The 23,503-nt window shown below is 49.2% G+C and carries 27 protein-coding genes; 12 read left to right on the top strand and 15 right to left on the bottom strand.

The features are described 5' to 3' along the window. Positions 1-32 precede the first annotated feature (32 nt). The 3 genes from V7P87_RS11390 to ahpC all read right to left on the bottom strand — a co-directional run bounded on the left by V7P87_RS11390 (position 33) and on the right by ahpC (position 3,090). Positions 33-455: a DoxX family protein gene (locus V7P87_RS11390; RefSeq protein WP_333797536.1), complete on the bottom strand. Its 423-nt coding sequence runs from the start codon at positions 453-455 to the stop codon at positions 33-35. 263 nt (positions 456-718) lie between these two features. Continuing rightward, a complete protein-coding gene (gene ahpF / locus V7P87_RS11385; protein ID WP_333797535.1) occupies positions 719-2,260 on the bottom strand; it encodes an alkyl hydroperoxide reductase subunit F in 1,542 nt (513 codons plus the stop codon). 266 nt (positions 2,261-2,526) lie between these two features. Beyond that, complete coding sequence (gene ahpC, locus V7P87_RS11380; RefSeq protein WP_333797534.1) at positions 2,527-3,090, bottom strand: alkyl hydroperoxide reductase subunit C; 564 nt, start codon at positions 3,088-3,090, stop codon at positions 2,527-2,529. 332 nt (positions 3,091-3,422) lie between these two features. Between ahpC and V7P87_RS11375 the strand changes: the two genes are divergently transcribed. Continuing rightward, complete coding sequence (locus tag V7P87_RS11375) at positions 3,423-4,967, top strand: hypothetical protein (protein WP_333797533.1); 1,545 nt, start codon at positions 3,423-3,425, stop codon at positions 4,965-4,967. A 39-nt stretch (positions 4,968-5,006) separates the two neighbouring features. Here V7P87_RS11375 and V7P87_RS11370 read toward each other — a convergent pair whose 3' ends face one another. After that, the gene (locus tag V7P87_RS11370; protein ID WP_333797532.1) at positions 5,007-5,759 is read right to left on the bottom strand and encodes a M24 family metallopeptidase; all 753 of its coding nucleotides are present in this window, start codon (positions 5,757-5,759) and stop codon (positions 5,007-5,009) included. A 223-nt stretch (positions 5,760-5,982) separates the two neighbouring features. Between V7P87_RS11370 and V7P87_RS11365 the strand changes: the two genes are divergently transcribed. From V7P87_RS11365 to V7P87_RS11350, 4 genes are all read left to right on the top strand, one after another. After that, positions 5,983-6,648, top strand: a complete 666-nt coding sequence (locus V7P87_RS11365) for a lytic transglycosylase domain-containing protein (protein ID WP_333797531.1) — start codon at positions 5,983-5,985, stop codon at positions 6,646-6,648. A 178-nt stretch (positions 6,649-6,826) separates the two neighbouring features. Then, positions 6,827-7,558, top strand: a complete 732-nt coding sequence (locus V7P87_RS11360) for a DUF4097 family beta strand repeat-containing protein (RefSeq protein ID WP_333797530.1) — start codon at positions 6,827-6,829, stop codon at positions 7,556-7,558. 224 nt (positions 7,559-7,782) lie between these two features. Then, positions 7,783-8,628, top strand: coding sequence for a hypothetical protein (locus tag V7P87_RS11355; RefSeq protein WP_333797529.1), 846 nt, complete (start codon positions 7,783-7,785; stop codon positions 8,626-8,628). Positions 8,629-8,858: 230 nt separating this feature from the next. Continuing rightward, positions 8,859-9,203, top strand: a complete 345-nt coding sequence (locus V7P87_RS11350) for a flagellar biosynthesis regulator FlaF (protein WP_333797528.1) — start codon at positions 8,859-8,861, stop codon at positions 9,201-9,203. A gap of 68 nt (positions 9,204-9,271) precedes the next feature. Here the strand turns inward: V7P87_RS11350 and V7P87_RS11345 are convergent, their stop codons facing one another. Both V7P87_RS11345 and V7P87_RS11340 read right to left on the bottom strand, forming a co-directional pair. Further along, positions 9,272-9,799 carry a GAF domain-containing protein gene (locus V7P87_RS11345; RefSeq protein WP_333797527.1) on the bottom strand — a complete coding sequence of 176 codons (528 nt, stop codon included), beginning with the start codon at positions 9,797-9,799 and terminating at the stop codon, positions 9,272-9,274. 114 nt (positions 9,800-9,913) lie between these two features. Beyond that, positions 9,914-10,930 (bottom strand): tRNA/rRNA methyltransferase, encoded by a 1,017-nt coding sequence (locus tag V7P87_RS11340; RefSeq protein WP_333797526.1) that lies wholly within the window; start codon positions 10,928-10,930, stop codon positions 9,914-9,916. A 197-nt stretch (positions 10,931-11,127) separates the two neighbouring features. Here V7P87_RS11340 and V7P87_RS11335 point away from each other — a divergent pair, with 197 nt between their 5' ends. Next, a complete protein-coding gene (locus V7P87_RS11335; protein WP_333797525.1) occupies positions 11,128-11,979 on the top strand; it encodes a 23S rRNA (adenine(2030)-N(6))-methyltransferase RlmJ in 852 nt (283 codons plus the stop codon). 46 nt (positions 11,980-12,025) lie between these two features. Beyond that, positions 12,026-12,874: a S1/P1 nuclease gene (locus V7P87_RS11330; RefSeq protein ID WP_333797524.1), complete on the top strand. Its 849-nt coding sequence runs from the start codon at positions 12,026-12,028 to the stop codon at positions 12,872-12,874. A gap of 88 nt (positions 12,875-12,962) precedes the next feature. On the opposite strand, the gene V7P87_RS11325 is transcribed toward V7P87_RS11330, so the two are convergent. From V7P87_RS11325 to V7P87_RS11310, 4 genes are all read right to left on the bottom strand, one after another. Further along, the gene (locus V7P87_RS11325) at positions 12,963-13,283 is read right to left on the bottom strand and encodes a cupin domain-containing protein (protein ID WP_333797523.1); all 321 of its coding nucleotides are present in this window, start codon (positions 13,281-13,283) and stop codon (positions 12,963-12,965) included. Between the two features lie 101 nt (positions 13,284-13,384). After that, positions 13,385-14,059 (bottom strand): HutD/Ves family protein, encoded by a 675-nt coding sequence (locus tag V7P87_RS11320; protein WP_333797522.1) that lies wholly within the window; start codon positions 14,057-14,059, stop codon positions 13,385-13,387. 63 nt (positions 14,060-14,122) lie between these two features. Beyond that, entirely contained in the window at positions 14,123-14,470 is a 348-nt protein-coding gene (locus V7P87_RS11315) for a DUF440 family protein (RefSeq protein WP_333797521.1), read from the bottom strand. A 67-nt stretch (positions 14,471-14,537) separates the two neighbouring features. Then, positions 14,538-15,281, bottom strand: coding sequence for a hypothetical protein (locus V7P87_RS11310; RefSeq protein WP_333797520.1), 744 nt, complete (start codon positions 15,279-15,281; stop codon positions 14,538-14,540). Positions 15,282-15,452: 171 nt separating this feature from the next. Between V7P87_RS11310 and V7P87_RS11305 the strand changes: the two genes are divergently transcribed. The 5 genes from V7P87_RS11305 (at position 15,453) to rlmA (ending at position 19,351) form a co-directional block, all read left to right on the top strand. Continuing rightward, complete coding sequence (locus V7P87_RS11305) at positions 15,453-16,643, top strand: sensor histidine kinase (RefSeq protein ID WP_333797519.1); 1,191 nt, start codon at positions 15,453-15,455, stop codon at positions 16,641-16,643. Next, positions 16,640-17,293, top strand: a complete 654-nt coding sequence (locus V7P87_RS11300; RefSeq protein WP_333797518.1) for a response regulator transcription factor — start codon at positions 16,640-16,642, stop codon at positions 17,291-17,293. The genes V7P87_RS11305 and V7P87_RS11300 overlap by 4 nt, the downstream gene beginning before the upstream one ends. Positions 17,294-17,327: 34 nt before the next feature. Further along, complete coding sequence (locus V7P87_RS11295; protein WP_333797517.1) at positions 17,328-17,720, top strand: VOC family protein; 393 nt, start codon at positions 17,328-17,330, stop codon at positions 17,718-17,720. Between the two features lie 248 nt (positions 17,721-17,968). Continuing rightward, on the top strand, positions 17,969-18,430 hold the full coding sequence (locus V7P87_RS11290) for an SRPBCC family protein (protein ID WP_333797516.1): 462 nt from the start codon (positions 17,969-17,971) through the stop codon (positions 18,428-18,430). Positions 18,431-18,523: 93 nt separating this feature from the next. Continuing rightward, a complete protein-coding gene (gene rlmA / locus V7P87_RS11285; RefSeq protein ID WP_333797515.1) occupies positions 18,524-19,351 on the top strand; it encodes a 23S rRNA (guanine(745)-N(1))-methyltransferase in 828 nt (275 codons plus the stop codon). Positions 19,352-19,445: 94 nt separating this feature from the next. On the opposite strand, the gene V7P87_RS11280 is transcribed toward rlmA, so the two are convergent. From V7P87_RS11280 to V7P87_RS11260, 5 genes are all read right to left on the bottom strand, one after another. Next, positions 19,446-20,855 carry a serine hydrolase domain-containing protein gene (locus tag V7P87_RS11280; RefSeq protein ID WP_333797514.1) on the bottom strand — a complete coding sequence of 470 codons (1,410 nt, stop codon included), beginning with the start codon at positions 20,853-20,855 and terminating at the stop codon, positions 19,446-19,448. 85 nt (positions 20,856-20,940) lie between these two features. Next, positions 20,941-21,399: a gamma-glutamylcyclotransferase family protein gene (locus V7P87_RS11275; RefSeq protein ID WP_333797513.1), complete on the bottom strand. Its 459-nt coding sequence runs from the start codon at positions 21,397-21,399 to the stop codon at positions 20,941-20,943. Between the two features lie 41 nt (positions 21,400-21,440). Beyond that, positions 21,441-21,938 (bottom strand): M48 metallopeptidase family protein, encoded by a 498-nt coding sequence (locus V7P87_RS11270; protein ID WP_333797512.1) that lies wholly within the window; start codon positions 21,936-21,938, stop codon positions 21,441-21,443. Between the two features lie 167 nt (positions 21,939-22,105). After that, the gene (locus tag V7P87_RS11265; RefSeq protein WP_333797511.1) at positions 22,106-22,897 is read right to left on the bottom strand and encodes a hypothetical protein; all 792 of its coding nucleotides are present in this window, start codon (positions 22,895-22,897) and stop codon (positions 22,106-22,108) included. Next, a complete protein-coding gene (locus tag V7P87_RS11260) occupies positions 22,881-23,492 on the bottom strand; it encodes a sigma-70 family RNA polymerase sigma factor (RefSeq protein ID WP_333797510.1) in 612 nt (203 codons plus the stop codon). Before V7P87_RS11260 ends, V7P87_RS11265 begins: the two co-directional genes overlap by 17 nt. Positions 23,493-23,503: the final 11 nt, after the last annotated feature.

The raw sequence follows: 23,503 nt of genomic DNA, 5'->3' as shown, positions 1-23,503 counted from the left end.
GCCAAAGATAAAGTTGAGGGGCGGACACAAACTTAGTTAAATGAATGTTGCCGGTCTTTTTTCTGCACATAATCACGATAACCAACACAAAATAGCAGCACTATCAACAGCACACTGTATTCCACACCATTGCGCCCCGGCCCCACCACAAACCAGCCAAAAGGGGCATGCACCAGCAGCAGACCAGATGCATAAATCAGCACAAAACCAACACTGAGCTGCCATAACCATTTGCCGGCTGCGTACAGCAATGTAGCGATAATTTCATAGGCTGTGACAAAAGCTGCCAGATAAAACCCAAACGGCAAGCCCTGACTGGTCAGCCAGTCACCAAATGGCAACACGCCGCCGCCCAACCAGCGGGTCCAGCCATGAATGGCCAGTAGCAGCGCTAACGTCAGCCTTAACAGCAACCACAAGCGCTTTTCGGTCCGTCCGACTATATCCGTAAACATGCAGTTCCCCTTGTGTACTGCAGCAAGGCGCCTGGCCTGTCACAGTCAAAATTGTACAGCGCTGATAAAGCGCTGATTTGTATTTATTTTGCCTCTAAGCAAAGCACGTTCAGAGCAGCTATGCCAGCAAAAAAACCACAGTCTATGCTGCAGCAACAGCACTCAGATGCCACCAAGAGTTGCTAAAAATGGCGAACTGCGACCAGATTTATCGCAAAAAAAAACCGCAGCCGAAGCTGCGGTAAAATGGAGATGAACGGAAATTAGTTACGGATCAGGTAGTCAAAAGCACCTAACGAAGCTGTTGCACCAGAGCCCATCGCAATAATAATTTGCTTAAAGGGGCTGTTGGTGGCGTCACCTGCCGCAAACACACCTTTCATCGATGTCTGACCATGAGCGTCGACAATAATTTCACCACGGTTGGTTAACTCTACGGTGCCACGCAGCCATTCGGTATTTGGCACTAAGCCAATCTGGACAAAAATACCGGCCAGCGCCACATGTTTGGCTTCACCTGTGACCCGGTCTGTGTAGTTAATACCTGTCACTTTGTTACCATCACCTAACACTTCAGTGCTTTGTGCATTCAGAATGATGTTTATATTGCCCATCGACTGGGCTTTTTTCACCAGTACAGCGTCAGCACGCAGTTTGCTGTCAAATTCCAGCACTGTGACGTGCTCAACAATACCGGCTAAGTCAATGGCCGCTTCAATACCAGAGTTACCGCCACCAATCACAGCAACACGCTTGCCTTTAAACAGCGGACCATCACAGTGCGGGCAGTACGCCACACCACGGCCACGGTATTCTTTTTCACCTGGCACATTCATTTCTCTCCAGCGTGCACCGGTAGAAAGAATAACGGTTTTGGATTTCAGCACAGCACCATTGGCGAGCTCCACTTCAAACAGTTCATTTTGCGACAGCTTCACCGCTTTTTGGCTGTTCATAATGTCCACTTCATAGTGGCGTACATGGGCTTCTAAGTTGGCAACCAGCTTAGGGCCTTCGGTCTCTTTCACCGAAATAAAGTTTTCAATGCCCACTGTGTCGGCCACCTGACCGCCAAAACGTTCGGCAACCACACCAGTGTTTAAACCTTTACGGGCGGCATAAATAGCGGCTGCAGCACCTGCCGGGCCACCACCAACCACCAGCACATCAAAGTTGCCTTTTTTCGCAAGAATTTCGGCCTGACGGCTGGCAGCATTGGCATCTACTTTATTCAGAATATTGCCAAGACTGATGGCACCCTGGGAAAACTGCTCGCCGTTTAAGAACACTGTTGGCACCGCCATAATATTGCGCCTGCTGACTTCGTCCGGGAATACGGCACCATCAATCATATTGGTTTTGATGTTCGGGTTAACCGCCGCCATCAGGTTCAGCGCCTGCACTACTTCAGGACAAGTCTGGCAGCTCAGCGACACGTAAATTTCAAAGTTCAGATCGCCAGGCAACTGGGCAATTTGTTCAAGCACTGCGGCTTCTTCTTTAATAGGGTGACCGCCAGAGTGCAGCAGCGCCAATACCAGAGATGTAAACTCGTGACCCATAGGCACACCAGCAAATGTAATTTCAGTGCCTTTGGCTTGTGAGCGCACCAGCATAGACGGAATACGTTTGGCTGTTGGGTTGTCGGTGACCACAATCAAGTCAGATAAAGTGGCAATATCCAGTGCCAGGGCTTTCAGTTCCTGCCCTTTTTCGCTTTGATCAACCGCCAGAGACAACTCAACCGGTGTTTTTAAATTTTGCAGGTAGCTACGCAGCGTATTTTTCAGGTTGTTATCTAACATCTTTAAATTCCTTATGACACTGTGACAAATAAGTTGTGGCTTAGCCCCCGAGCGCCGCTGCAGCAGTTATTGCAGCACCACTCCTGAAGTTGATAAAAACATCTTAACCAAAAATCCTGAACTTAAATAACGAATAAAACAAATTCAATCAATCTATAATTGCGATTAAAATAATAATATCCATGGTAAAAAAGCGGTCATCAAACAGCAGTTCGCAAAAAGCAAAAAGCCGGAACAAGTCCGGCTTTTTTTCAGCTTGGGAAAGCTTAGATCTTACCAACCAGGTCCAGAGAAGGAGCCAGAGTCTTTTCACCCGGAGTCCATTTAGCTGGGCAAACTTCGCCGTCGTGGTTTGCAACGTACTGAGCAGCCTGAACTTTACGGAACAGTTCTGCAGCAGAGCGGCCGATACCCAGGTCATGGATTTCAGCAACTTTCACGATACCTTCAGGGTTGATCACAAAAGTACCACGCAGAGCCAGACCTTCTTCTTCGATCATGACGTCGAAGTTACGGGTAATTAAACCTGTTGGGTCAGCAACCATTGGGTAGTTGATTTTTTTGATGGTTTCAGAAGCATCGTGCCATGCTTTGTGCGTGAAGTGAGTGTCAGTCGATACTGAGTACACTTCAACACCTATTTCCTGGAACTTAGGATAAAAATCAGCCAGGTCACCTAATTCAGTTGGGCACACAAAAGTGAAGTCAGCCGGGTAGAAACAAACCACTGACCATTTGCCGATCAGATCTTTGTCAGAAACAGAAATGAATTTACCCTGATGGAAAGCCTGAGCGTTAAAAGGTTTGATTTTGCTGTTGATAATAGACATTCGTCATTCTCCATATTGTGGTTAAAATCCGGACTTTCTGCTTGAAAGTCTTGGCGTTGAGATCATAGTACCGCGGTATGACAATTCGGCATAACGAATAAAATCAATATGCCTAATCGATAAAACTAATTAAAAGCGCAGTTCCTGAGCAAAGACAATGAAGCAGCGACACTTTAGCTTTGTTTGGTGACAAATCATAGTACCCCCTGCTATTTCGCCAGGATGCATTTTGCAGTAATCTTTAATCACAGCTAAGCTTGCATGCAGTTACTCACTGATAAAAATCACTTTTTTCCGAAAAATAACCGTACTTGTTTAGATGAGGTCAAGGCTTGAGCCAACTAAAGTTAGATTTTAGTAAACTGTTTGAACTCCAGGTGCTGGTGATTGAATCCGATCAGGATTTATTGCACCTGATCCGGCAAATGCTGATTGGCCTTGGCATTAAAAAACTGACCAGCAGCCGCAGTGTTGACGAAGTACTGAGTCAGAGTGAAAAACTGCCTTATGACGTGATTTTTCTCGATTATGGCGCTGACGAAAGCAGGACTGGCGCCGAAGTGGTTGAACAAATGATCAGCGCTGGCATTTTACCCAGCCGCACCCGGCTGGTGTTATTGGCTGAACAAAACGACAGAGCCAAGTACGCCATAGAGTACCCTTACCATCAGGTGGAATATCTGGAACGGCCTTTTAACAAGGTGCATCTGGACCACCAACTGAAACAACATGTGATGTTCAGCCACTGGCTCAAACCTATCCTGAGTCTGGCTGGTTTACAAAGATACGCCGACGCCCTGAAATTACTGCTGCATACCCAGCGCCAGCAAGTACCGGCTGCGCTGCTGGCGGTATTACAAAAACTGCGGGTGCAACTACTGCTGGATTTAGGTCAGTTTGACGCTGTGTTGCCGTTATTAAAGGCACCTCTGGCGGAAAAACAAGGCTGGGCTTTGTGGGCTTTATTTAAAATCCGCTATGAACGAGGTGATATCACAGCCTGTGAAGCTTTTTTGCAGGATCCATCTGAGGAGCTGGCCAAGTACGAAGAACGCCGCGAGTTGTGGCAGATCTATCTGGCGATACAACAACACGACTATACCAGAGCCGCTGAAGTGGCCGCTAAAATTCCTAATGTGGGTATGTCAATGAATATGGTGCGTTTGGTACAGCTGGTGCTGGTGCTGGCTGGTAAAACTGAACAGGCTTTTGAGTTTATTGAGCGTAAACAGCGACTTGCGGCAAAAGGTGAAGTGTATTTACAACTGTTGATCGCCCAGGCCCGTTCCATGTTATACCTGCTGATGCTAAACGAAGACGAGTTTAAAGCGCCGGTTTATCAACTACAGTTAAAACAATTACTGCAACAAATCAACGACGACAAAGACCTAGCGCTGGTGCAAAGCCAGTTGTTATTACTTAAAGCGCATTTATGTTGTTTTGAACATCAGGTACAGGAAGCCCGTCGCTTGCTGGAGACTTATCAGACCCAGCTATCTGACAACCCCTCACTGGCTGAACTTTGTCATGCAGCTGTGGTGTATGCCGCTTTACATGACATGCATGCGGTCGTTGATTATCTGTTTTTAGCCAGCAAACAGCTGCATCAGTTACCCGATAACAGCAGCAGGGTTTTTGCCAGCTGTCTGTATCGCCATGCTTTTGATCTGATCATTGCCCCGGATGACAGAGCTGCCACCTACGCTGAACTCGCCAAAAGGTATCTGCAACAGAATGAACTGCGTCTGGCGGCCAAAATGTTTTATTTTGCCCATCAGCTGTCCCCTGAGCTACCGCTTTATTTGCAGTCGTTACAACAACTGCTGCAAAAACTGGATTTACCCCGTTTTCGCACTGTGCTGCGAAGCGCCGGCTAAAGTCGCCGGCCTTAGCCCTGGAGCGGCCGCCTGACGTTGTCAGCACACAACAGGTTCAAAGTCGGTTTCCAGTAATACATCTTCATAAAATGCACCATAAGGCAGACTTGGATGTTTTAGCTGAATTTCCAGCACCCAGACGCCGGGCCTTGGCTGACCGGAAAAATCGCCTAAATTGCCGCCCTGATACAGTTTGTGTGGAAAGTCACTGAGCCTGTGGCCTTTAATCGCCAGATTCAGCTGATAACCCAGCGCACTACAGAGCTGCTCGGCATACTGATACAAAGCTTCGCCGGTCAGGCCAAGATCCAGCCAGCGCTGGCGCACCTGCTGAAAAATCAAAGCAGCGGCGTCAGCACAACGTTGTTTTTCCTCATCCTGCCCAAGCACAAAGGTTGTGCCAACATCCGCTTCATGCCCTTCAAATACAGGGCCTATATCAATAAACACAATGTCGTTCTCAGCTAAGCTGATACTGCGATCTGAGGGTTCATCATAAGTTTTGGTGGTATTGACACCAAAACGGATGATCACCGGATGCCACAACCTTTGTGCACCATGCGCCTGTAAAATCTCTTTGCCAAGCAACACTGCTTCCGCTTCGCTGATGCCGGGTTTTAATGCTTGTTGTATCGCCTGCAGCGCCAGCCAGGCTTTTTGTTGCGCCTGTTGCATTAAAGGCAAGGAAAAAGCCGGCCCGACCCGCTCTTTGCCATCAAACTGCGCGACCGGTTTAGCTGCACTATGAATAAAGTCTGCGCAGTCCAATTCTGTTGTTAATTTACCGCTCATTGCGATCTCCTGCGGTTATGCATCTTGCTACCTTAACCCAGCCCTAGCGCCCTGCAAAGCCCGGCACTTAGACCACAACCTGGCAACAGCAGGTTTTCGGGAACAAACATTCATAAATCAGCACGTTAGCTCAGGTTACTGACCAAATTGCTGTAGGATTTTTACTTGCATTTCACGCCAAAACCAGCTTTGATAACCATAGAATCTTTGTTGTGATGACCCAATGCCGTTGTTAAATGTTGTTACCAACCCCTGCACTGTCAGGCCATCTTTTTGTGGTCTGTTGTTGCTTTGGGCTGCTGGCCTGACTTGTTCTGTCGCCAACGCCGCCAATGTGTATCAGTACACCCAAAAAAACGGGGTAGTCGCATTTTCTGATCGGGCACCGTTAAATCAGCCTTATAAACTACTGAAATTTGATTGTTACGCCTGCAGGCCTGACTCCAATCTGGACTGGCAAAAAACCCGGCTGATTACCGATAAATTTTCGCAAAGTATTGAAGTGGCCGCCAACACCCACCAGCTGGATCCGGCCTTGATCCGCGCAGTGATCCACGCCGAATCCGGTTTTCAGCCAAGAGCCGTTTCCAAACAAGGTGCTCGCGGTTTAATGCAGCTGATGCCGGCAACAGCACGTGAGCTTGGTGTACAAAATAGTTTTGACAGCCACAGCAATATTCTGGCTGGCAGCGCATATCTGGCAAAACTTCTGCAAAATTTTAATGGTGATATCCGCTTAGCCAGCGCCGCTTATAACGCTGGCCCTTCCGCTGTGGCCAAGTATGCCGGCATTCCGCCTTATGCTGAAACCAAAGCTTATGTAAAAAGGGTCGAAATTCTGTTTAAGCGATATCAACAACTCGCCCGACAACAAGCCAGAGCAGGTTAACAGCTGACTGTGACTGGCTATGTCCCTTCAGGTAAAAAAGTGGTGAAAATCACTACTTATTAATCTTATAGCCAGGCCTTCGCCGCGCAAAACAACGCAACTTACTGATTTTAATAGATTTAAATTATGGCACTTAATTTGCCAATCAAGTTGCATCCAAACTCCACAAGGAATTGTTATGACAACTAAAATAAATCGCCTCTCGCTGATAAAACCTGTTGCTTTTGCTGTTGCTGCCGCCGTGTTTTTAAACGGCTGTATTATTCATGTCGGTGGCCCGGGTTCTGCCTCTCTGGATCACTCTGAGCAGGTACTGACGCTGGACGCCCATGGCTTGCAACAACTGCGGGCTGACACTGGCGCCGGAGCTTTAATCATTCAGGGTGAAGCCGGCCGGACTCAGATTGAAGTGGTTGCACAAATTTATAACAACGAAGAATCCGAGTTGATATTAACACTGGAAAAACAAGGAGATGCCGCCAAACTGGTCGCCGACTTTGACCGCAGCTTTTCTTATGGCAACAGCCCTTATATTGATTTAGTGGTCAAAGTGCCGGCCAGTTTTGCGCTGACTTTAGACGACGGCTCTGGTGACGTTGATATTAAAGGCTTACAAGGTGCACTTCGGATTGACGATGGCTCAGGTGACTTATTTGTGGATAACGGCGCCAGCCTTGTGCTTGACGACGGCTCAGGGGATATCCGTATCAGCCATATTCAGGGTGATGTGAAAGTTGACGATGGCTCTGGCGATATAAACATCAGCCAAATCAGTGGCATAGTCACCATTGAGGACGGCTCTGGCGATATCAGGGTTGAACAAAGTTTGGGTTTGACTATTGATGATGACGGCTCAGGTGATTTAAAGATCAGCCAGATTAATGGCCCGGTCAATATTGCCGAAGACTGATGCCAAATCCCGGCAGATTTAAAGCAACAAGCTGAGCGTTACTTGCAGTGCCAAATGCCCTCCCTGGTTATAAACGCTGCCCGTCTCAGCAGCGCAGCAGTTAGCTTTACAATACAGACTAAATAAGCGGCAATTTTTTGCCGCTTATTTGCCTATTTAAGCAGCATATTGCGCCATCCTTAGGTAAACTCTGTAAGTTACCCCTCAGAGCGCGGAGTTTTACCATGGCCCTTACCATTTCCAGTTATGTGCAGTCGGTGCAAAGCAGTCAGCTGAATGCCACCAATGCCAGTCAGAATGTTTCAGCAAGCCAGAGTACAGCCCCGGCCACAACACAGAACACTGCTACAGCCTCCAGCAGCAGCCGTGAAAGCGAACGTTATACCGCAGTACAACAAAGCCAGGCCAACGCAAAAACCGCCATCAGCGCCGCCAGCAGCGCCAATAAAGAAATTGGCAACAGCTTAAAGCAGGTGCGTGAAGTGGTCACTAAGCTGGCCGACGACAGCATCAGCGGTAAAGAACGTGAAAAACTGCAGGCGGATTATCAGAAACTCAGGGAAAACATTGTTGCCAGTCAGGACAAAGCCACTGTTAAAACCGGTGAAAGCAAAACCAATTTGCTGCGGGACGACAAGAATATGACTGTGTCTACCAATACCAGAGGTGGTGAGCTGGAAGTTGCCAGCAGCAAGTCGGCCAAAGCTTTGTTATTACCGGAAAAAATCACCTCAGCCGCTCAGGCCAAAGCCTTGCTGGACGGCAACGAGCAACAGGCCGGTTCGCTGGCCAATGCCGAAAAAGTAACCAGCAGTACCGCCAGCAGGTTAAAAGAAACAGACAAAGATATCAGCAGCCGCCTTGAAACCAGCACAGCTGTAGCCAAGTCGGTACAGCAACTGGAAAACGCCAAAAATGGCGCTGGTTCCCTATCGGCAGAAAAAGAGCAACAAAAAGAAAAAGCACTGGAATTTGCCCGCTCGGCCGCTGAACGTATTAAAAACCAGCTGGAAGGTTTGTCTGGCGGTAACAGCAAAAACAATAACAGTTTATTGTCTTTATTTAATTAAACATCTGGCGCATACACTTGAGCCAGCCAGGGGCACACAACATCAACTGAATACAGAGGCGGCTTTATCAGCCGCCTGGTTTTCAGTCCCGGCTGATAGAACCCTAAACGCCGCTCGCCACACTATAATGTTTTTGGCGCCAAAAGGCGCTAAGTCAGCACATCAGAACATCAGAACATCAGAACATCAGAACATCAGAACATCAGAACATCAGAACATCAGAACATGATATGAAACAAGCCATTGAACGTTATCAACAACACCGTGTGCTGGGGCTACAGAGTAAAACGCTGGAGCAACAAATTTTTGCCAGATTATGTTATCAGCTCAGCCATTGTCTGGCAGGCGACGATGAATTTGCCCGTTTACAGGTGATGGCCGACTGCCGGTTTTTTTGGGTCACGTTAAGGGCAAGGCTGCAGGATGATGAACACCCTTATCCGGAGGAACTTCGCCAGGATCTGACGCTGCTGGCTGACCTTGTCATTCACGAGCTCGTCAAAGAGCCATTTGAAGCGGATTTAAGCCTGGTACTGGCGGTCAGTCAGCAACTGGCTGAAGCTTTAAAAGCCTGACAGCACAATGGCTATCAGGCCTTGGGGTGACGAGCCAGTTAAACAACAGCAGCTTAGCGGTTCAAGGGTTAGAATAAAGCGGAAAACTTTTGCTGCAGCAGCGGTTTTAACGCAAAAGTAATCAACTTACCCGCCTGCTCCAGATACAATTTCTGTTGTTCAGTCCAAACCATCACTTCGCCCACCTGCTCACAACAAAAGACTCCGACCAATTGCCCCTGATAACGGATCCCAACATCCAGTAACGAATAAATATCATTCGGCTCAAAATAAAGCTCATTAAAACAACAGGTTGCTGGATGTTCTGCGGCTACTGCAGCATCAATACCGCCATCCCGGCGCATGGCTTCAAAATAAGGGGCAAAATCATCTTCATGTAAAGCAATGCCCTGATAATGCTCATCTTTAAGCGAGTCATACAGGTCGACCGCAATAATTTCCTGCAGCAGTGCATCTGAATATAACCAGAGACTGGCCCGGCTGCAGTCCAGCGCTGTGGTAATGGTTTGGGTTAATTGACGATAAAATTGATCCTGACTGATCTGCTGATCTTTTAACGATTTAATAAGCAGCAACAAGCTGGTTTGATCGTGCATGGAAAACTCCTCGTGAAGGACTGCGTTTTGATCTGGCCCTGATGAGCACCAGGACCAGCTTCACAAGATAATCAGCAAATGCTGATTCTGTCAGTACAGCAGGACAAAAAATGATCAGCTTTGCTGCTGACGATACCATTCGCCCAAAATCAAACTGGCCGCCACACTGACATTCAGAGACTCGACTTTACCGGTGCCAGGAATTTGCAGCGCCACATCTGTGCTGTTGGCCACCTGTTTGGAGACACCGTCCATCTCTTCGCCAAACACCACCACCACTTTGTTACCAAGTTTGCTGTTATACAAAGAAACACCGGCGTGGCTTGAGGTGGTGATCAGGCTATAACCTGCTTCTTTACACAGTTTCAGCGCCAGAGGCAGATGATCACAGGCGAGGCCAGCCACAAACTCCACGCCACCTTCGGCGGTGCGGGCGGCAGCACCGGATTGTAATAAATCGGGTTGGGTCATAATGACCCCCTGCACACCAAAATGGGCACAGCTGCGCACTATAGCACCAAGGTTATGCGGGTTGCCGACCCCGTCCAGCGCCAATAAACAGTCCTGTTTTTTATGCTTATTGGCGGCCAGATAAGCTGCAAGTGTTTGTTCCGGCTTGCGTTTTACGACAAAAACCACACCACCGTGATGAGAGCTGCCGCTGATTTTTTCAAGCTCGCTACTATCGACCAGATGGTAGGCTTTTTTATTGGCCGCCAGATACTTCATCACATCAGCAAATTTTGCAGCCATGCTCTGTTCCAGATACATTTTGACCACTGCATCCGGCCGCTCGCGAAAACACACCCGACAGGCATTTTCACCCTGTACTTTGCTTTCTTCCATTTTGTGTTGTTTCAGCAGAGCTGTGCTGACAGTTTTGGCGGCTGTAGTCTCGGCTTTTGGCGTTTTGTGGTGATCCGCTACCGGTTTTTTGCTCTGTTTCATCCAGGGTTTTTGCAGCAGGTTTTCGCCGTTTTCTGCATTTTTTTCACGCTGTGGCTTTTGATGCCGGCCCGAAGACCCATGCTCTGCGCGGCTTGCACTCTGTGCTGGCTTGCTGTCCGGCTGAAAACGTTTTGCTGCCGGTTTTTTGCCTTGTGGGCGACCTGATTTTGCTTCTGCTGACACAGCTGATTCCTTCACTCAAAAATGCCGGCTGCATCTAAGCGCCGGCACAACAAGCCGCAGCTGCGGCCAAAATATCCTTTATTCTAACCTAATTGCCGGATACATCGTAGATTCAACTTGAGTTTGTCGCCTGAAGCAGTAAGCTTGCAGGCTTTTTTGTATACTAACGGCCAGTTTTGCGCCCGGAGCCTTATTTTATGCTGAGTTATCGCCACAGCTATCACGCCGGTAATCACGCAGATGTGATTAAACATCTGGTCGAAGTTGCTATCATTTTGTATTTAAAGAAAAAAGACAAACCGTTTTGTTACCACGACAGCCATGCTGGCGCTGGTTTATACAGCCTGGCTTCTGAACAATCACAAAAAACCGGCGAATATAAAGACGGTATTGGCCGCTTAATGGCCAAAGCGCAACAAGGCGCTTTTTTAAGCCCGGCGCTGAATGCCTACCTGGATTTGATTAAAGAGCTCAACCCGGACGGCAATTTAGCTTTTTATCCGGGCTCGCCAGCCATTGCCAAAATGTTGCTGCGGCCAACCGACAGTATTCAGGCCACTGAGCTGCATCCAACGGATTTTCCATTATTGCAGGCGCAGTTTTTACAACGTGGTTTTAGCCGTATCGAACAAATGGACGCTTACGCCGGTTTTAAAGCCATGTTGCCGCCGCTGCATAAACGCGGTCTGGTGCTGATTGACCCGCCCTACGAGCTAAAAACCGAATATCAGGATCTGGTCAAAGGTTTGCAGCTGGCCTATCAGCGTTTTCCACAAGCGACTTATGCCATCTGGTATCCGGTGATTGAGCGCAGCAGTATTGAAGCTGTCATTGACGCTATTAAAAATACCGGCATTCGCAACCAATTGCGTATTGAATATTGCCCCAAAGCTGACAGCGAAGGTTTTGGCATGACAGGCTCAGGCATGCTGGTGATCAACCCGCCTTATACCTTAGCGGCAGATCTCAAAACCGCTTTGGCGGAAATTTCCGATCTGCTGTCGTATGGTGCCGCCAGCTGGCAAGTCACTGAACTGGTCCCGGAATAACCGCAGCTGTTGCTGAAGTTATAGACGCAAACAACCGGAGTTTTTTATGCGTTTTATGTTGATCTGTAGTGCCCTGCTCGCTCTGGCTTATTCATCACAGGCCTTTGCTTTTGGCCGCACCGGCCATCAGCAAATTTGCCAGCTGGCTTATCAGCAGGCAGCAGCACAAACTCAACAACAAATTACAGCTTTGCTGCAATTAAAGCCGGGTGAAACTTTTGCCCGGGGTTGTGTCTGGCCGGATGAAGCGCGCAATGAACCCGCCTTTAGCTACAGCAAACCACACCATTTTATGAATGTAAAACGAGACGCCCGCACAGTTGAACACAAAGATTGTGCCAGTGTAGGTTGTTTGCTTTCGGCCATCCGCCATCACAGTGCAGTACTAAAAACCACTGAACATTCAGTACAAAAACTGCAATCTTTATTGTTTCTAAGCCATTTTGTTGCCGACTTACATCAGCCTCTGCATGTGAGTTATGCCGACGATTTAGGCGGCAATAAAACAGCGGTGTATTTTTTAAAACAGCCAAGCAATTTACATGGGGTCTGGGACAGCGGCCTGTTGCGCGCTCTGGGTTATGACGAAAATGAGCATTTATTACAACAAAAATTTGCAGCTGTAAATAAGCACAAAATCCGCAGCTGGCAACAAGGCGATGCGCTGTTCTGGGCCAATGAATCTCTCAAACAAACACAAAAAGTGTATCAGCAGTATCGCCCCGGCATGTTAATAGACGAGCAGGCCGTACTGCGTGACGGTCCTGTGGTTGAAACCCGGATGTTTCAGGCGGCGGTGCGTCTGGCCTGGTTACTGGATAAGTTATTGGCTGCGCCAGCAGCCAATCAACCATCAGTCGGCAACAGCCAGTCATCAACTGGCACTGAGCAATAACAGCACTTCGGCTTAAAAAACGCTTGATGCAGCTTGTTTACCACAGCGCCGCATCCAGTACAGCCGCAACGACCATGTCGGTGGAAATTTAATCGGCACTTTTAGGCTGAAACCAAAACTCTATCTCGTCGGTTTCCACCTCAAAACGGGCGGCATGTTCGCAAAAAGCCGGCACATGGTACCAGTCGCCCACGCCAAAACGGCGGCTTTCACCCTGCATGGTTAAAATCAGCTCACCGCGGATGATCACCCCATAGTTGTCGGTGTCATGCTGATGTGCCGGAATTTGCATACCCGCCTGATAAGAGGCAAACAGCACCTCGGCGCCCTTCGCTTGGAGCCGGTAAGCATCAAAACGACCATCATAAAGTTCCAACTCGCGGATTTTGTCCGGATATTTCCCTGCCATACCATTTCCCTTTTAGATAAAAATCCATCAATAAAACCAAAACGCTAAAGCTGCCGCAGAGCTCACGTGCTCAATGTGCCGGCGCCAGAGGCTGCGGCCTGTCAAACCTCAGGCTGCTGCGCCTTTAACCAGGCGAGCACCAGCGAAGCTGCAGAGCCTGATGCAGTAGTACGAAACTCAGGGGATTGTACGAGCGGCCAGTGTTCCAGTATTAAAAGATCTCCTGCCGACAGAAGCCAGTGCTGGTCGTCACCTGGTGCTTGGAGCGCCAGCCGCACTTCAAGCTCACACTCGTCGCTCCACAACAATAAAGTGCTGTACTCAGGCCTTGGCATCAAAAACGGCTGCCAGTCCGAGCTGACGGGCAGTGCCTGCATATTGCCCTGATAACCGGCGGCAAGCATCAGATTAATGTCGGTAACAGCGCCTTCGGTTAACTGCGCACTGCTGTGACTTTTACCGGAAAAACGCAAACAATGATAAGGGTTTTGCACCAGCGCCTGCTGGCCGTCAAGCTGCAGGCTAAACCCGGCGCCCTGACGCAGGGCTAATAACCGCTGATGTGCCGGAAACTGTGTAAAATCACCACTTTGCTCCACTGTGGCTGAGCTAAAACGCCAGAGAAAATCCTGTGCTGCTACCGAGCTTTGCGCCGGGTAAATCGCCAGCTGCATAGTGCTGCCGCCGACCCAGCGGCTGATACTCATCTGTGCACGCCTGATGATTTGCGCCCTTGGCACTAAGTGCTGCTGTTGTTCAGGTATCAACATACTCATGCCCTGATAAACCTTATCGCTATTGGCAGTGCTGCTGTAACGAGGCCACTATTGGCCAAGTTGCTATTGACCCCGCCATTGGGCATGGCATAACGCATCATGTTTTTCCCTGCTTAATAAAATCCGCGCCAGCACTATGTCGGCTCCGCCATTTTCACCAGTTAAACCAATCAGGGCTTCAAAGTGCAGTTCAGGCTCCAGTTCAGCCTGGATCAGCTCAACCCAATCATCACTGGGTGGCACTAAATCGACATAAGCACGCTGTTCATACTGGCTTTGATACAGGCTGTAATCTTCAGCCGACAGGTTTTCGGCCGCCAGCTCTTCAAAAATACTAAAAGCATGGTCACACAGCTCGTCGATAGACCAAAGCTCAAGTTCAGTGTGGGGAGTATGGGTTTGATTTGGCATAACAGGCCTCTGCATTGGCGGGAAAACGGCGGCAGTATAACAACAACTGCCGCTGCTGCTCCAGCGCTTAGCGCGCCTGAGGCAAAGAGGATTTTTGCAGCTGATAGCGCCTGTTGTACCAGAGGGTAAAAACAATGCCGATCACCGAAGGCGCCACCCAGCTGATAAATTGCCCTGTGGCATTCAGCTGCAGCACACCACGGCCGCCAAAAGCAGCAAAAGCGGTATAAATGGCGATGGCTGAGCCCAGCATATTGCCAATGTGCTGGCGTAAAACAGCGTTACGGCAAGGTTCTGCACCAAAGATAAACCGCAGGCTGCCGGTGGCGTTGAGCACTGCCACTATGGCAAATACCAGATAAAGCGGCTGTGCTTTGCTCTGACCCAGCCATAACAAATACAAGCCAGAGCCTAATAGCACCACTAAAGTGCCCAAATGCAGCGGGCTTTTTAACACTGCTGAGTTCCGGCCTAGCTGCAGTACCAGCATGCCCTGACGAATAGAGGCCCAGCTTAATAAACTAAGCACCCCGAGGAAAGTGGCCATAGCCCTGACATTGTCGGCCACAACAGCAGGATCAGCGCCTTCGCTTAAATATTTGGCTTTAAAATACAATGGCGCTACCAGCACCATCGCCGACATCAACACACCGCTGAGCGACACGCCATACAATAAATGCGCATAATAACGGCCACTCTGGCGATGCAGCGGACTGCCTTTTGTTGCCAGCATCGGCGCCCAGAACAGCAGTAGCGCAATAGAACCGGCAATAATATGGCCAACAAGTAGCAACTGATGCAGATAAAGCATAATGATTTTTCCATGAGGTTCAGATAAAGCCACTGTAGCTTTAGCCAGATAAGCCCTGTAGTGCCATAAGTCACATTCGCTGGCATGACTTTTGGCCTATTGCCGCCTTTTCACAGCGCAGGCATACTGAAAATCAGATTGACCTAAATAAATCATGAGCTTAAAGCAAAGATGAGTCGCAGTTCCGCCTCCCAGAGTACCAGCACAGCCACAGCTGCGCCCATAGATCCGGTCAAAAACCATGGCTGGCGCACTTTATTGCAAAAAGAAAATCTGGCGGCGCAAATCAGCTGGGCCGCCTTTAGCTGGATCCAGTTAAATGGCGTAAGCCACAACTATGGTGCAGCAAGCTGGCAAACCATCTTGATAGCGGCCAGTTTGCTGCTGTTTTTAGTGTTATTTATTCAAGCGCAGGAAAAAACCACCAATCGCGCCCAGTATATTCGCCTTGGCGTGCTGTGGTTGTTATTGGTACCCAATGCTGTGCTGGTGCCTTATGGTTTTACCCCAGGCCTTGCCGTGCTGTGGGTGGCGTTGTTGCCTTGGTATCTGCCTAAACAATATCTGTACTGGATGATTATTCCGGCGCTGGCGCCGTCAATCCTTACCAGCATTTATCTGAATAGCCACAGCGGTGCTTACCTGATGTTGCTGGTCTGTGGCACTTTCCAGTTTTTTGCCATTTATGCCATGAGTACGGCCCGCGCTGAAACCCTGGCGCGCGAAGCCCTGGCTCAAACCCATCAGCAACTGCTGGATGTGCAGGGTCAACTGGCTGAACAGGCAGCCGACGGCGAAAGGCTCAGAATAGCCAGGGATTTACATGACAGTCTGGGCCATCACCTGACAGCTTTGGTGATTCAGCTGCAGGTGGCGGAATATCAGGCCGATAACAACCACAAGGCGCAGCTGGCGCATTGTCATCAACTGGCAAAACAACTGCTGCAGGACATCCGCCATACGGTGTCTCAGCTGCGTGAACCACAAAAACCCCATCTGGTCAGTCAGTGCCGCGCTTTGGCGCAGAACTTTCCGGCGCTGAAACTGGATTGTCGCATCAGCGCCGATCTGGTGCTGGATCCCTTATCAACCTCGTTATTGTTCCGCGTTTGTCAGGAAGCGCTGACCAACAGTATCCGCCATGGTGCTGCCACCGCCGCCAGCATCGAGGTATGGCGTCATCAGCAACAACTGCATCTGCGTTATCTGGACAACGGCCACTGCACCAGCTGGCCGCTGCAGGAAGGCAATGGCCTGCGCGGCATGCGTGAGCGGATTGAAGAAGCCGGCGGACAGCTGCTGCTCAGTCAGCAGCAACAAGCGCTGCAAATAGATGTCACTTTACCGGAAGCAAAAATATGACCATTAAGGTAGCGGTGATCGACGATCAGACGCTGGTGCGTCAGGGTATTATCAGTTTATTAAGCCTGGCACCCGATATTCAAGTGGTGGCCCAGGCCGCCAATGGCGCCGATATTGTGACGCTGGTCAATCAACATCAGGTCGATCTGGTGCTGATGGATATTCAGATGCCGCAGGTGGACGGTATTGCCGCTTTACAACTGCTGGCCGCTGCAGGCAGCCAGGTGCCAGTGATTATTCTGACCACTTTTGACGACCACGAACGGGTGTTACAGGCGATGCAGGCCGGTGCCCGCGGTTATTTGCTCAAAGATGTCGCCCTTGAAGTGCTGGTGGATGCAATACATCAGGTAAAAAACGGCGGCAGCTTGTTACAACCGGCCATCACAGATAAAATTCTGCAGTCTTTTTTACGCCAATCACAGAGCCCATCCCCCGCCCCGGCGCCTGCGGATGCCCTGTCGGCCAAAGAGCTGGAAATTCTGCGCCTGATGGCGGCTGGTTTTAGCAACAGGGAAATTGCCCAGAGTGTGTTTAAATCAGAAGGCACAGTGAAAAATCAGGTATCGGCCATTTTATTAAAATTAGGGGTGCGTGATCGCACCAAAGCTGTGCTCAAAGCAATAGATTTAGGTTTGCTGGGTAGTTAACCCTGAGCAGGCAAATATCAATAACGGAGTTCCGATGACACAACAACTTAGCCTGGTCAGTCTGCTGGTGGCAGATTATGACGAAGCTATTGCGTTTTACACCGAAAAACTGGGTTTTCAATTGTTAGAAGACAGTCAACTGGGTGATAAACGCTGGGTGGTGGTCAGTCCGGCCGGTGCAAAAGGCTGCGCTTTATTGCTGGCTAAAGCATCCAAAGCAGAGCAGCAGGCACTGATTGGCGGCCAGGGTGCGGGTCGGGTCTGGTTATTTTTACAAACCGATGATTTTTGGGCCGATTATCAGCGTATGCAACAAGCCGGCGTGCAGTTTTTAGAAACGCCGCGCGAAGAAGTGTATGCCACAGTGGTGGTGTTCCAGGATTTATACGGCAATAAATGGGATTTATTGCAAATGAAAAACAACTAAATTCAGACAACCATGCAACCGCACAACACCAGATGTGGTCAGGTTGCAGCCTCTTTCCCCCCTCCACCGCTCGCGGCACTATGTAACCACTTACAAAAACAATACAACACAAGCCACTGGCTAAAATCTGTACAATTTGTGGTTAATTTGCTGAATTCGCGCGAAAAATTTGTAACGCCAACTACAATTTCAGCAACATAGAGACCGCCGGATCCGGCAACAGATCGTTATTCTGGCAAGGAGCTGACATGGATCGTACTTTGCAGCAACTCAGTATCAGCCATTGTTATGAGGCGCCAGCCGAAGTGGTATTTTTATACTGGCTGGATGAACAATACGCTGGCCGCTGGTTATTCACCCACCCCGATGCCAAGTTACAACAGGCAGACATTGACGCCCGTGTCGGCGGCCGTTTTCGTATTGTCGAAAACCGCAACGGCCGCGAGCTGGTGCATTGGGGCGAATATCTGCAAATCAGCCCACCACAGCAGTTGTTATTCAGTTTGTATCCACCCAGACGTCAGGCTGAACCGGATCTGGTCTGGATCACCATTTTACCTATGCCTTTTGGCTGTGAGCTGACGTTAACTTTACAGTTATACGATGATAAAAGAGCCAAAGCCCGGCTGATTGACGACTGGACGCAACTGCTGATGGCACTGGCAGTGGAGTTGAATCACCAGCCGGCGCATTATCAGAAAAACAGCTAGGCCACAGCGTTCAGTTGATAGCCGACCAGTCAAAAGGCGACTTCAGCAACAACAATCTTTATAATGGCGTTTTTGTTTAAGTTCCGGACTGTTATGTACCGCTGCCCGCTTTGCCAACACCCCCTGCTTGCTAATGACACTGGTTTACAGTGCCAAAACCGCCACCAGTTTGATCGCGCCCGTGAAGGTTATTTTCATTTATTGCCGGTACAACAAAAAAAGTCGCTGACACCGGGCGACAGCGCTGAGATGATCCAGGCTAGAAGGGCATTTTTGGAAGCAGGTTTTTATCAACCCCTGTCAGATGCCGTTAATCAGCTGTTTACCACGGCTTTGGCCTCTGACACTACAGCATCAACAGCACCTGTATTGTTGGATATTGGCTGTGGTGAAGGTTATTACAGCAACAGACTGGCACAGGCACTGCCGGAGTTGACTCTTTATGGCATTGATATTTCCAAAGCCGCGGTAAAAGCCGCCAGCAAAAAATATCCGAAGCTGCATTGTGCTGTTGCCAGCAGTTATCAGCTGCCTTTTGCCGATAGCAGTTTTGACCTGGTGCTGCGTATTTATGCGCCATCCGAACCGGCCGAGCTTGCCAGAGTGGCGACACCGGGCGCCTGGTTATTAACAGTCACACCAGCGCCTGAACATTTAGTCGAGCTGAAACAACAGATTTACAGTCAGGTACGGTTACACCCGCAAGCAGTGCAGCAACAACAGGGTTTTCACCATCATAAACGTCAGCAGCTGAGTTGGTTATTTCAGCCCAAAGCCGCTGCTGAGCTGGAACAACTGCTGCAGATGATCCCGCTCGGTTATAAATTTAATGCTGAGCTCAAAGCGCAGTTATGCCGCGACTTGCCGGCCATCACGCTGGATTTTTATCTGGATTTATATCAGCGCGACTCATCTGCCTGAGTAAGCAGTTATTGGACATGCAACTATAGAATGTTGTATTGCAAAAGGCCGGACCAACACATTTGGTCCGGCCTTTATGATCATTCAGATGACATTAGGGCGCGAGCAGCGGTGGCCTGATGTTTTTTAAGTCTGGAGCCTGAGCCAGGTCAACCGTTTGTTTAAGCTCTGATGCTGAAGCAAAATCAGCTTCAATTGCAGACTCAGAGTCCGGACCGGACCCGTACAGACTCTCCAGAGCATCTTGCTGCAACCTTGCCAGCATTTCAGGGCTTAGCGATTCAGTCATCAACTCATCAGTGTCATATTCAAAAGGTGTAAATAACGGCTCAAGCTGCTGCGCTACTTTACGCACTTTCTTTTTGGGCGCCGGCGTGGCTTGTGGCTGGGTATCGAGCATAGTAGCCCAGAAATAACTGGACAGCTCAGCCACCAGATTACTTTGGGCATTTAACAACACGACTAAACCTAAGCCTTTCTCAGGCAAATAGGACATGTCGGTGCGATAACCTTTCACCAGACCACCATGGTAATACAGCTTATGTTTACCAAACTGATAAATGCGGGTACCCAGACCATAGTAGGCATCAGCCACATAAGGACCAAAGGTGCGACCGCTGAGATTGTCGGCGGTCTTGATACGGGGTTTGTGAATATCAGTCAGCATGGCAGGTGACAATACAGTAGGGTTATGCCCAAGTCTTGCAATCAACCATTTGCCCATATCCATAGCACTGGCGTTGACACCGGCAGCCGGATTCACCCGGTAATAAGTCGGTACCACTTTAGCCTCCCCCCAGCCATTGCGTACTTTCACATGGGGCATAGCGCGGTTTTTACTGGCCAGAAATGCCGCGTAACCGACAGAAGCGTTGTGCATTTGCAAGGGTTTAAAGATGCGCTGCTCGATCAGGCGCTCATAGGGCATATTGGTGGTTTTGTGCAGCACGGTCTCAATCAGACTGAACAACACATTCTGGTAGCCGTAACATTTACCTGGCTGACAACGCGGGTTGATGTTGCCAAATTTTGGCAGAATTTGTGCCGGTGTCATATTGGCTTCTATCAGGTCGTCAAAAGCATTTGGGCTTAAGCCGGCGTTTTGTGCCAGTAAATGTTCTACTGTCAATCTGGACGTCATAGCGGGGCTACGAAAGCGAAAACCCGGCACATATTTGGTGACTTTGTCGTTCCAGTTAAAACGCCCTTCGTGCTCCACCTGAGCCGCTAAGCCGCCGGCAAAGGTTTTGGACACAGAAGCCAGACGAAACACAGTGTTGGCATCCACCTTGGCCTTAGTACCGTGCGAGCGCACACCAAAAGCGCCAACCCTGACAATTTTGTCATCTTTGACAATGACATAAACACCACCAGGGATGTTGTTTTTACTCATCTTACGGGTAAATTCACGATGAAATTCTTCAGAAAACTGGGCAACAGATGGCGCCGCCACAACAGAGGTTGTGCACAATAACAAGGCCGCCATCAAACTTTGTTTGATCATAATTCCTTCCGGGCCCAAAACCCTGACTGCGATGCAGCACAAGCCTGCAAAATGCCACTGGTACTCGGAACACAGCTTAAAATTTTTACTGCGAACCCTTTGCCAGTGCAGCCAGCATTTCTGGGATCAATGTTTGAATAAAATACTGTTTGTCCTGCTCTGTCACTTGTTCTGGTGACCAGTCGCCACTGGCATAAGGTGCCAGCGCCGGTCCGGCACAATAACAAAAGGCATCCAGCCACTGACCTTCAACTTCAACCCGGACCGCAGTTTTTACATAATGCCCTGAGTCCAGATCTTCAAAAAAATCTAACTTTTTAACCGCCTGCTCATCCACATTCAACAGCAGCTGTCCGCGCTGCCGATAACCCGGCTCAGCCAATAACACTGGCACCGGGGTTTGGGTTGGGCTCCGGCTTAAACCATATCGGCGAAACCCGCTTAATACTGCAGCTTTCATCTGGATATGTTGGCCGGTAATGGCAGTGACAATCTCGGGAAAAGTTAATAAACCATAGACAAAAATATGTGTTGTCTGAGCCATCTGCTCCTCCGTCCCGCCATCCGGCTTGTTGTTCTGCTGATTCAGCTTTGACTGTCGCGCCAGGTCAGGAACAACCGTAAATCCAGTTCCAGTTGATGATACTGGGGTTCCATGTACTGACACAATTGATAAAACGCCTTGTTGTGATCTTTTTCCCGTAAATGGGCTAATTCATGCACAACTACCATGCGCAGAATAGATAACGGCATTTGTTTTAACAAGCTGGCGACACGGATTTCATTTTTACTTTTCAGCTTGCCGCCCTGCACCCTGCTGATCTGACTGTGGGTCCCCAGGGCGTTATGGATCACATGAATTTTCGGGTCAAACTGCACCTTGCTGATGGGGTCACTACTTTTCATAAACTGTTGTTTTAGTTGTAAAGTCAGCTCATACAAAGCTTTGTCAGTCTGAATATTGTGGTTTTGCTCCGGATAACGGCGGTTGAGGCTCTCACCCAAACTGCCGTTTTGCAGTGCCAGACGCACCTGCTGCAAAATAGACTCAGGGTAAGAACGCAGGTAAATTAAATCAGTCATCGGGGCTCACAACGGCAGAAAATACAAAGGCGCTATATTACCCCAGAGCTGGGGCTGCACGAAGCGCGCCTTGGTTTTTTCTCGAATGCCACAGCCACACCAAAGTCACGGCATGGTACAACCCTTTCAGCATCTTACTGTCGTCTTTTTAACCTATCGAGCTTTGTTCAGGGCGCACAGGAAGGTGGCTGCGCCGATGGTTGCAATGCAATAATTTCACCATGAGTACCAGTTGATACCTGCAGATAACGGCTGCTGGACAGCTGTGCCCACTGTGGTTCAGACCATTGTTGTTGTAATTTAAACTGTTCTAACCAACCTTCACTCAGCTGTAATCTGAGTTTGCTGCAGGCATCAAGCAGCCAGCCACTGTCGGCAGACTGACGCGCCAGCACCTGCTGTTTTATCACATGCCCTGCCGCCACACTTTTTTGGTAGTCCTGATAACGCTGACTGAAAATTTGCTGGCGTTGCTGGGCTGCACTCAAAGATCCTGCGTGAATTTCTTCAGAATTCAGCTGGTGTATTTGCACCGGATAAAGGCTGTTGGTCTGACTGATTTGATAGGACAACTGCTGTTGTTGAATTAAAAACCAGCCTAACCCAAGTGCACAAACTGCGGTTAACGCCTGCAACTTCGGAAAACTAAACCAGCCGACCAGTTGCTGCATGATGATCTTCAACTGTATTAACCTGGATTTTGGCCCAGCTTTGTGTTGCAGCAATTGCCACAGCGCCTGTTTTTGCGGCGGCGGTATTTGATGTTGCTCTGCGCTTTGCCGGTACCAAAGCTCGAGTGCAGCTGTTAACTTTTCCTCTCCCGCTGACGGCTCCGCTGCGGTGGTATCAGCCTTTGCCTGCAATACTTGTTGTTGAAGTTCTGACTGCAGATTAACCTTTTGCTGCACTGGGGTTTGCTCCGCAGCTTTTGGCGTTTGCCCATTATGCTTGGTGGTCATGGTAATGCTCCAGAGCTTGACTGAGGCTGGTTCTTGCATATCTGAGCCGGCTTTTTACCGTTTCGGCTGCACTGCCGCTGATGCTGGCAATGTCTTCCAGCGAAAAACCTTCCAGCTGTAATAACAAAGCTTCTTTTTGTAATAACGGCAAAACTTCTATGGCTTGTTGTAATGCCTGTTGCCGCTCTGCAGCCACCAACAGCTCAAGCTGGCTGACTTGGGTGTCCAACATGGTTTCTTCACTAAGCTCCGGCCCGCTCCAGCGTTGTCGGCGGCGCAGTTCATCAAAAAGTGCATTTCTGGCCAGGGTAAATAACCAGGTTTTAAACTGACAACGCTGTTGAAAATCACCTTTGATACCGGTACCAGCAGCTTGGGATGCTGACTCAGTCTGCCAACTTTGTAACTCCAGTACCTTTAACCAGCTTTGCTGACTGATATCCTGCGCCAGCTCAGCATCACTTTGTTTTAATAAAAAATGATACAAAGCATCGGCATGACTGCGGAACAACCAGCCAAGCTCATCGTGCCCGGTATTGGCAGTCGCCGACGCTGTAAAGCCGGTCAGCCGGATACTGATTTGTTTCCATCCCATAAGCACTCCTG

Origin of the sequence: Rheinheimera sp. (assembly GCF_036782235.1) — a bacterium.
In the GTDB taxonomy this organism is placed as follows: domain Bacteria; phylum Pseudomonadota; class Gammaproteobacteria; order Enterobacterales; family Alteromonadaceae; genus Pararheinheimera.
Note: the sequence above shows the minus strand (reverse complement) of the source record. Positions and strands in the feature narration are given on the sequence as shown.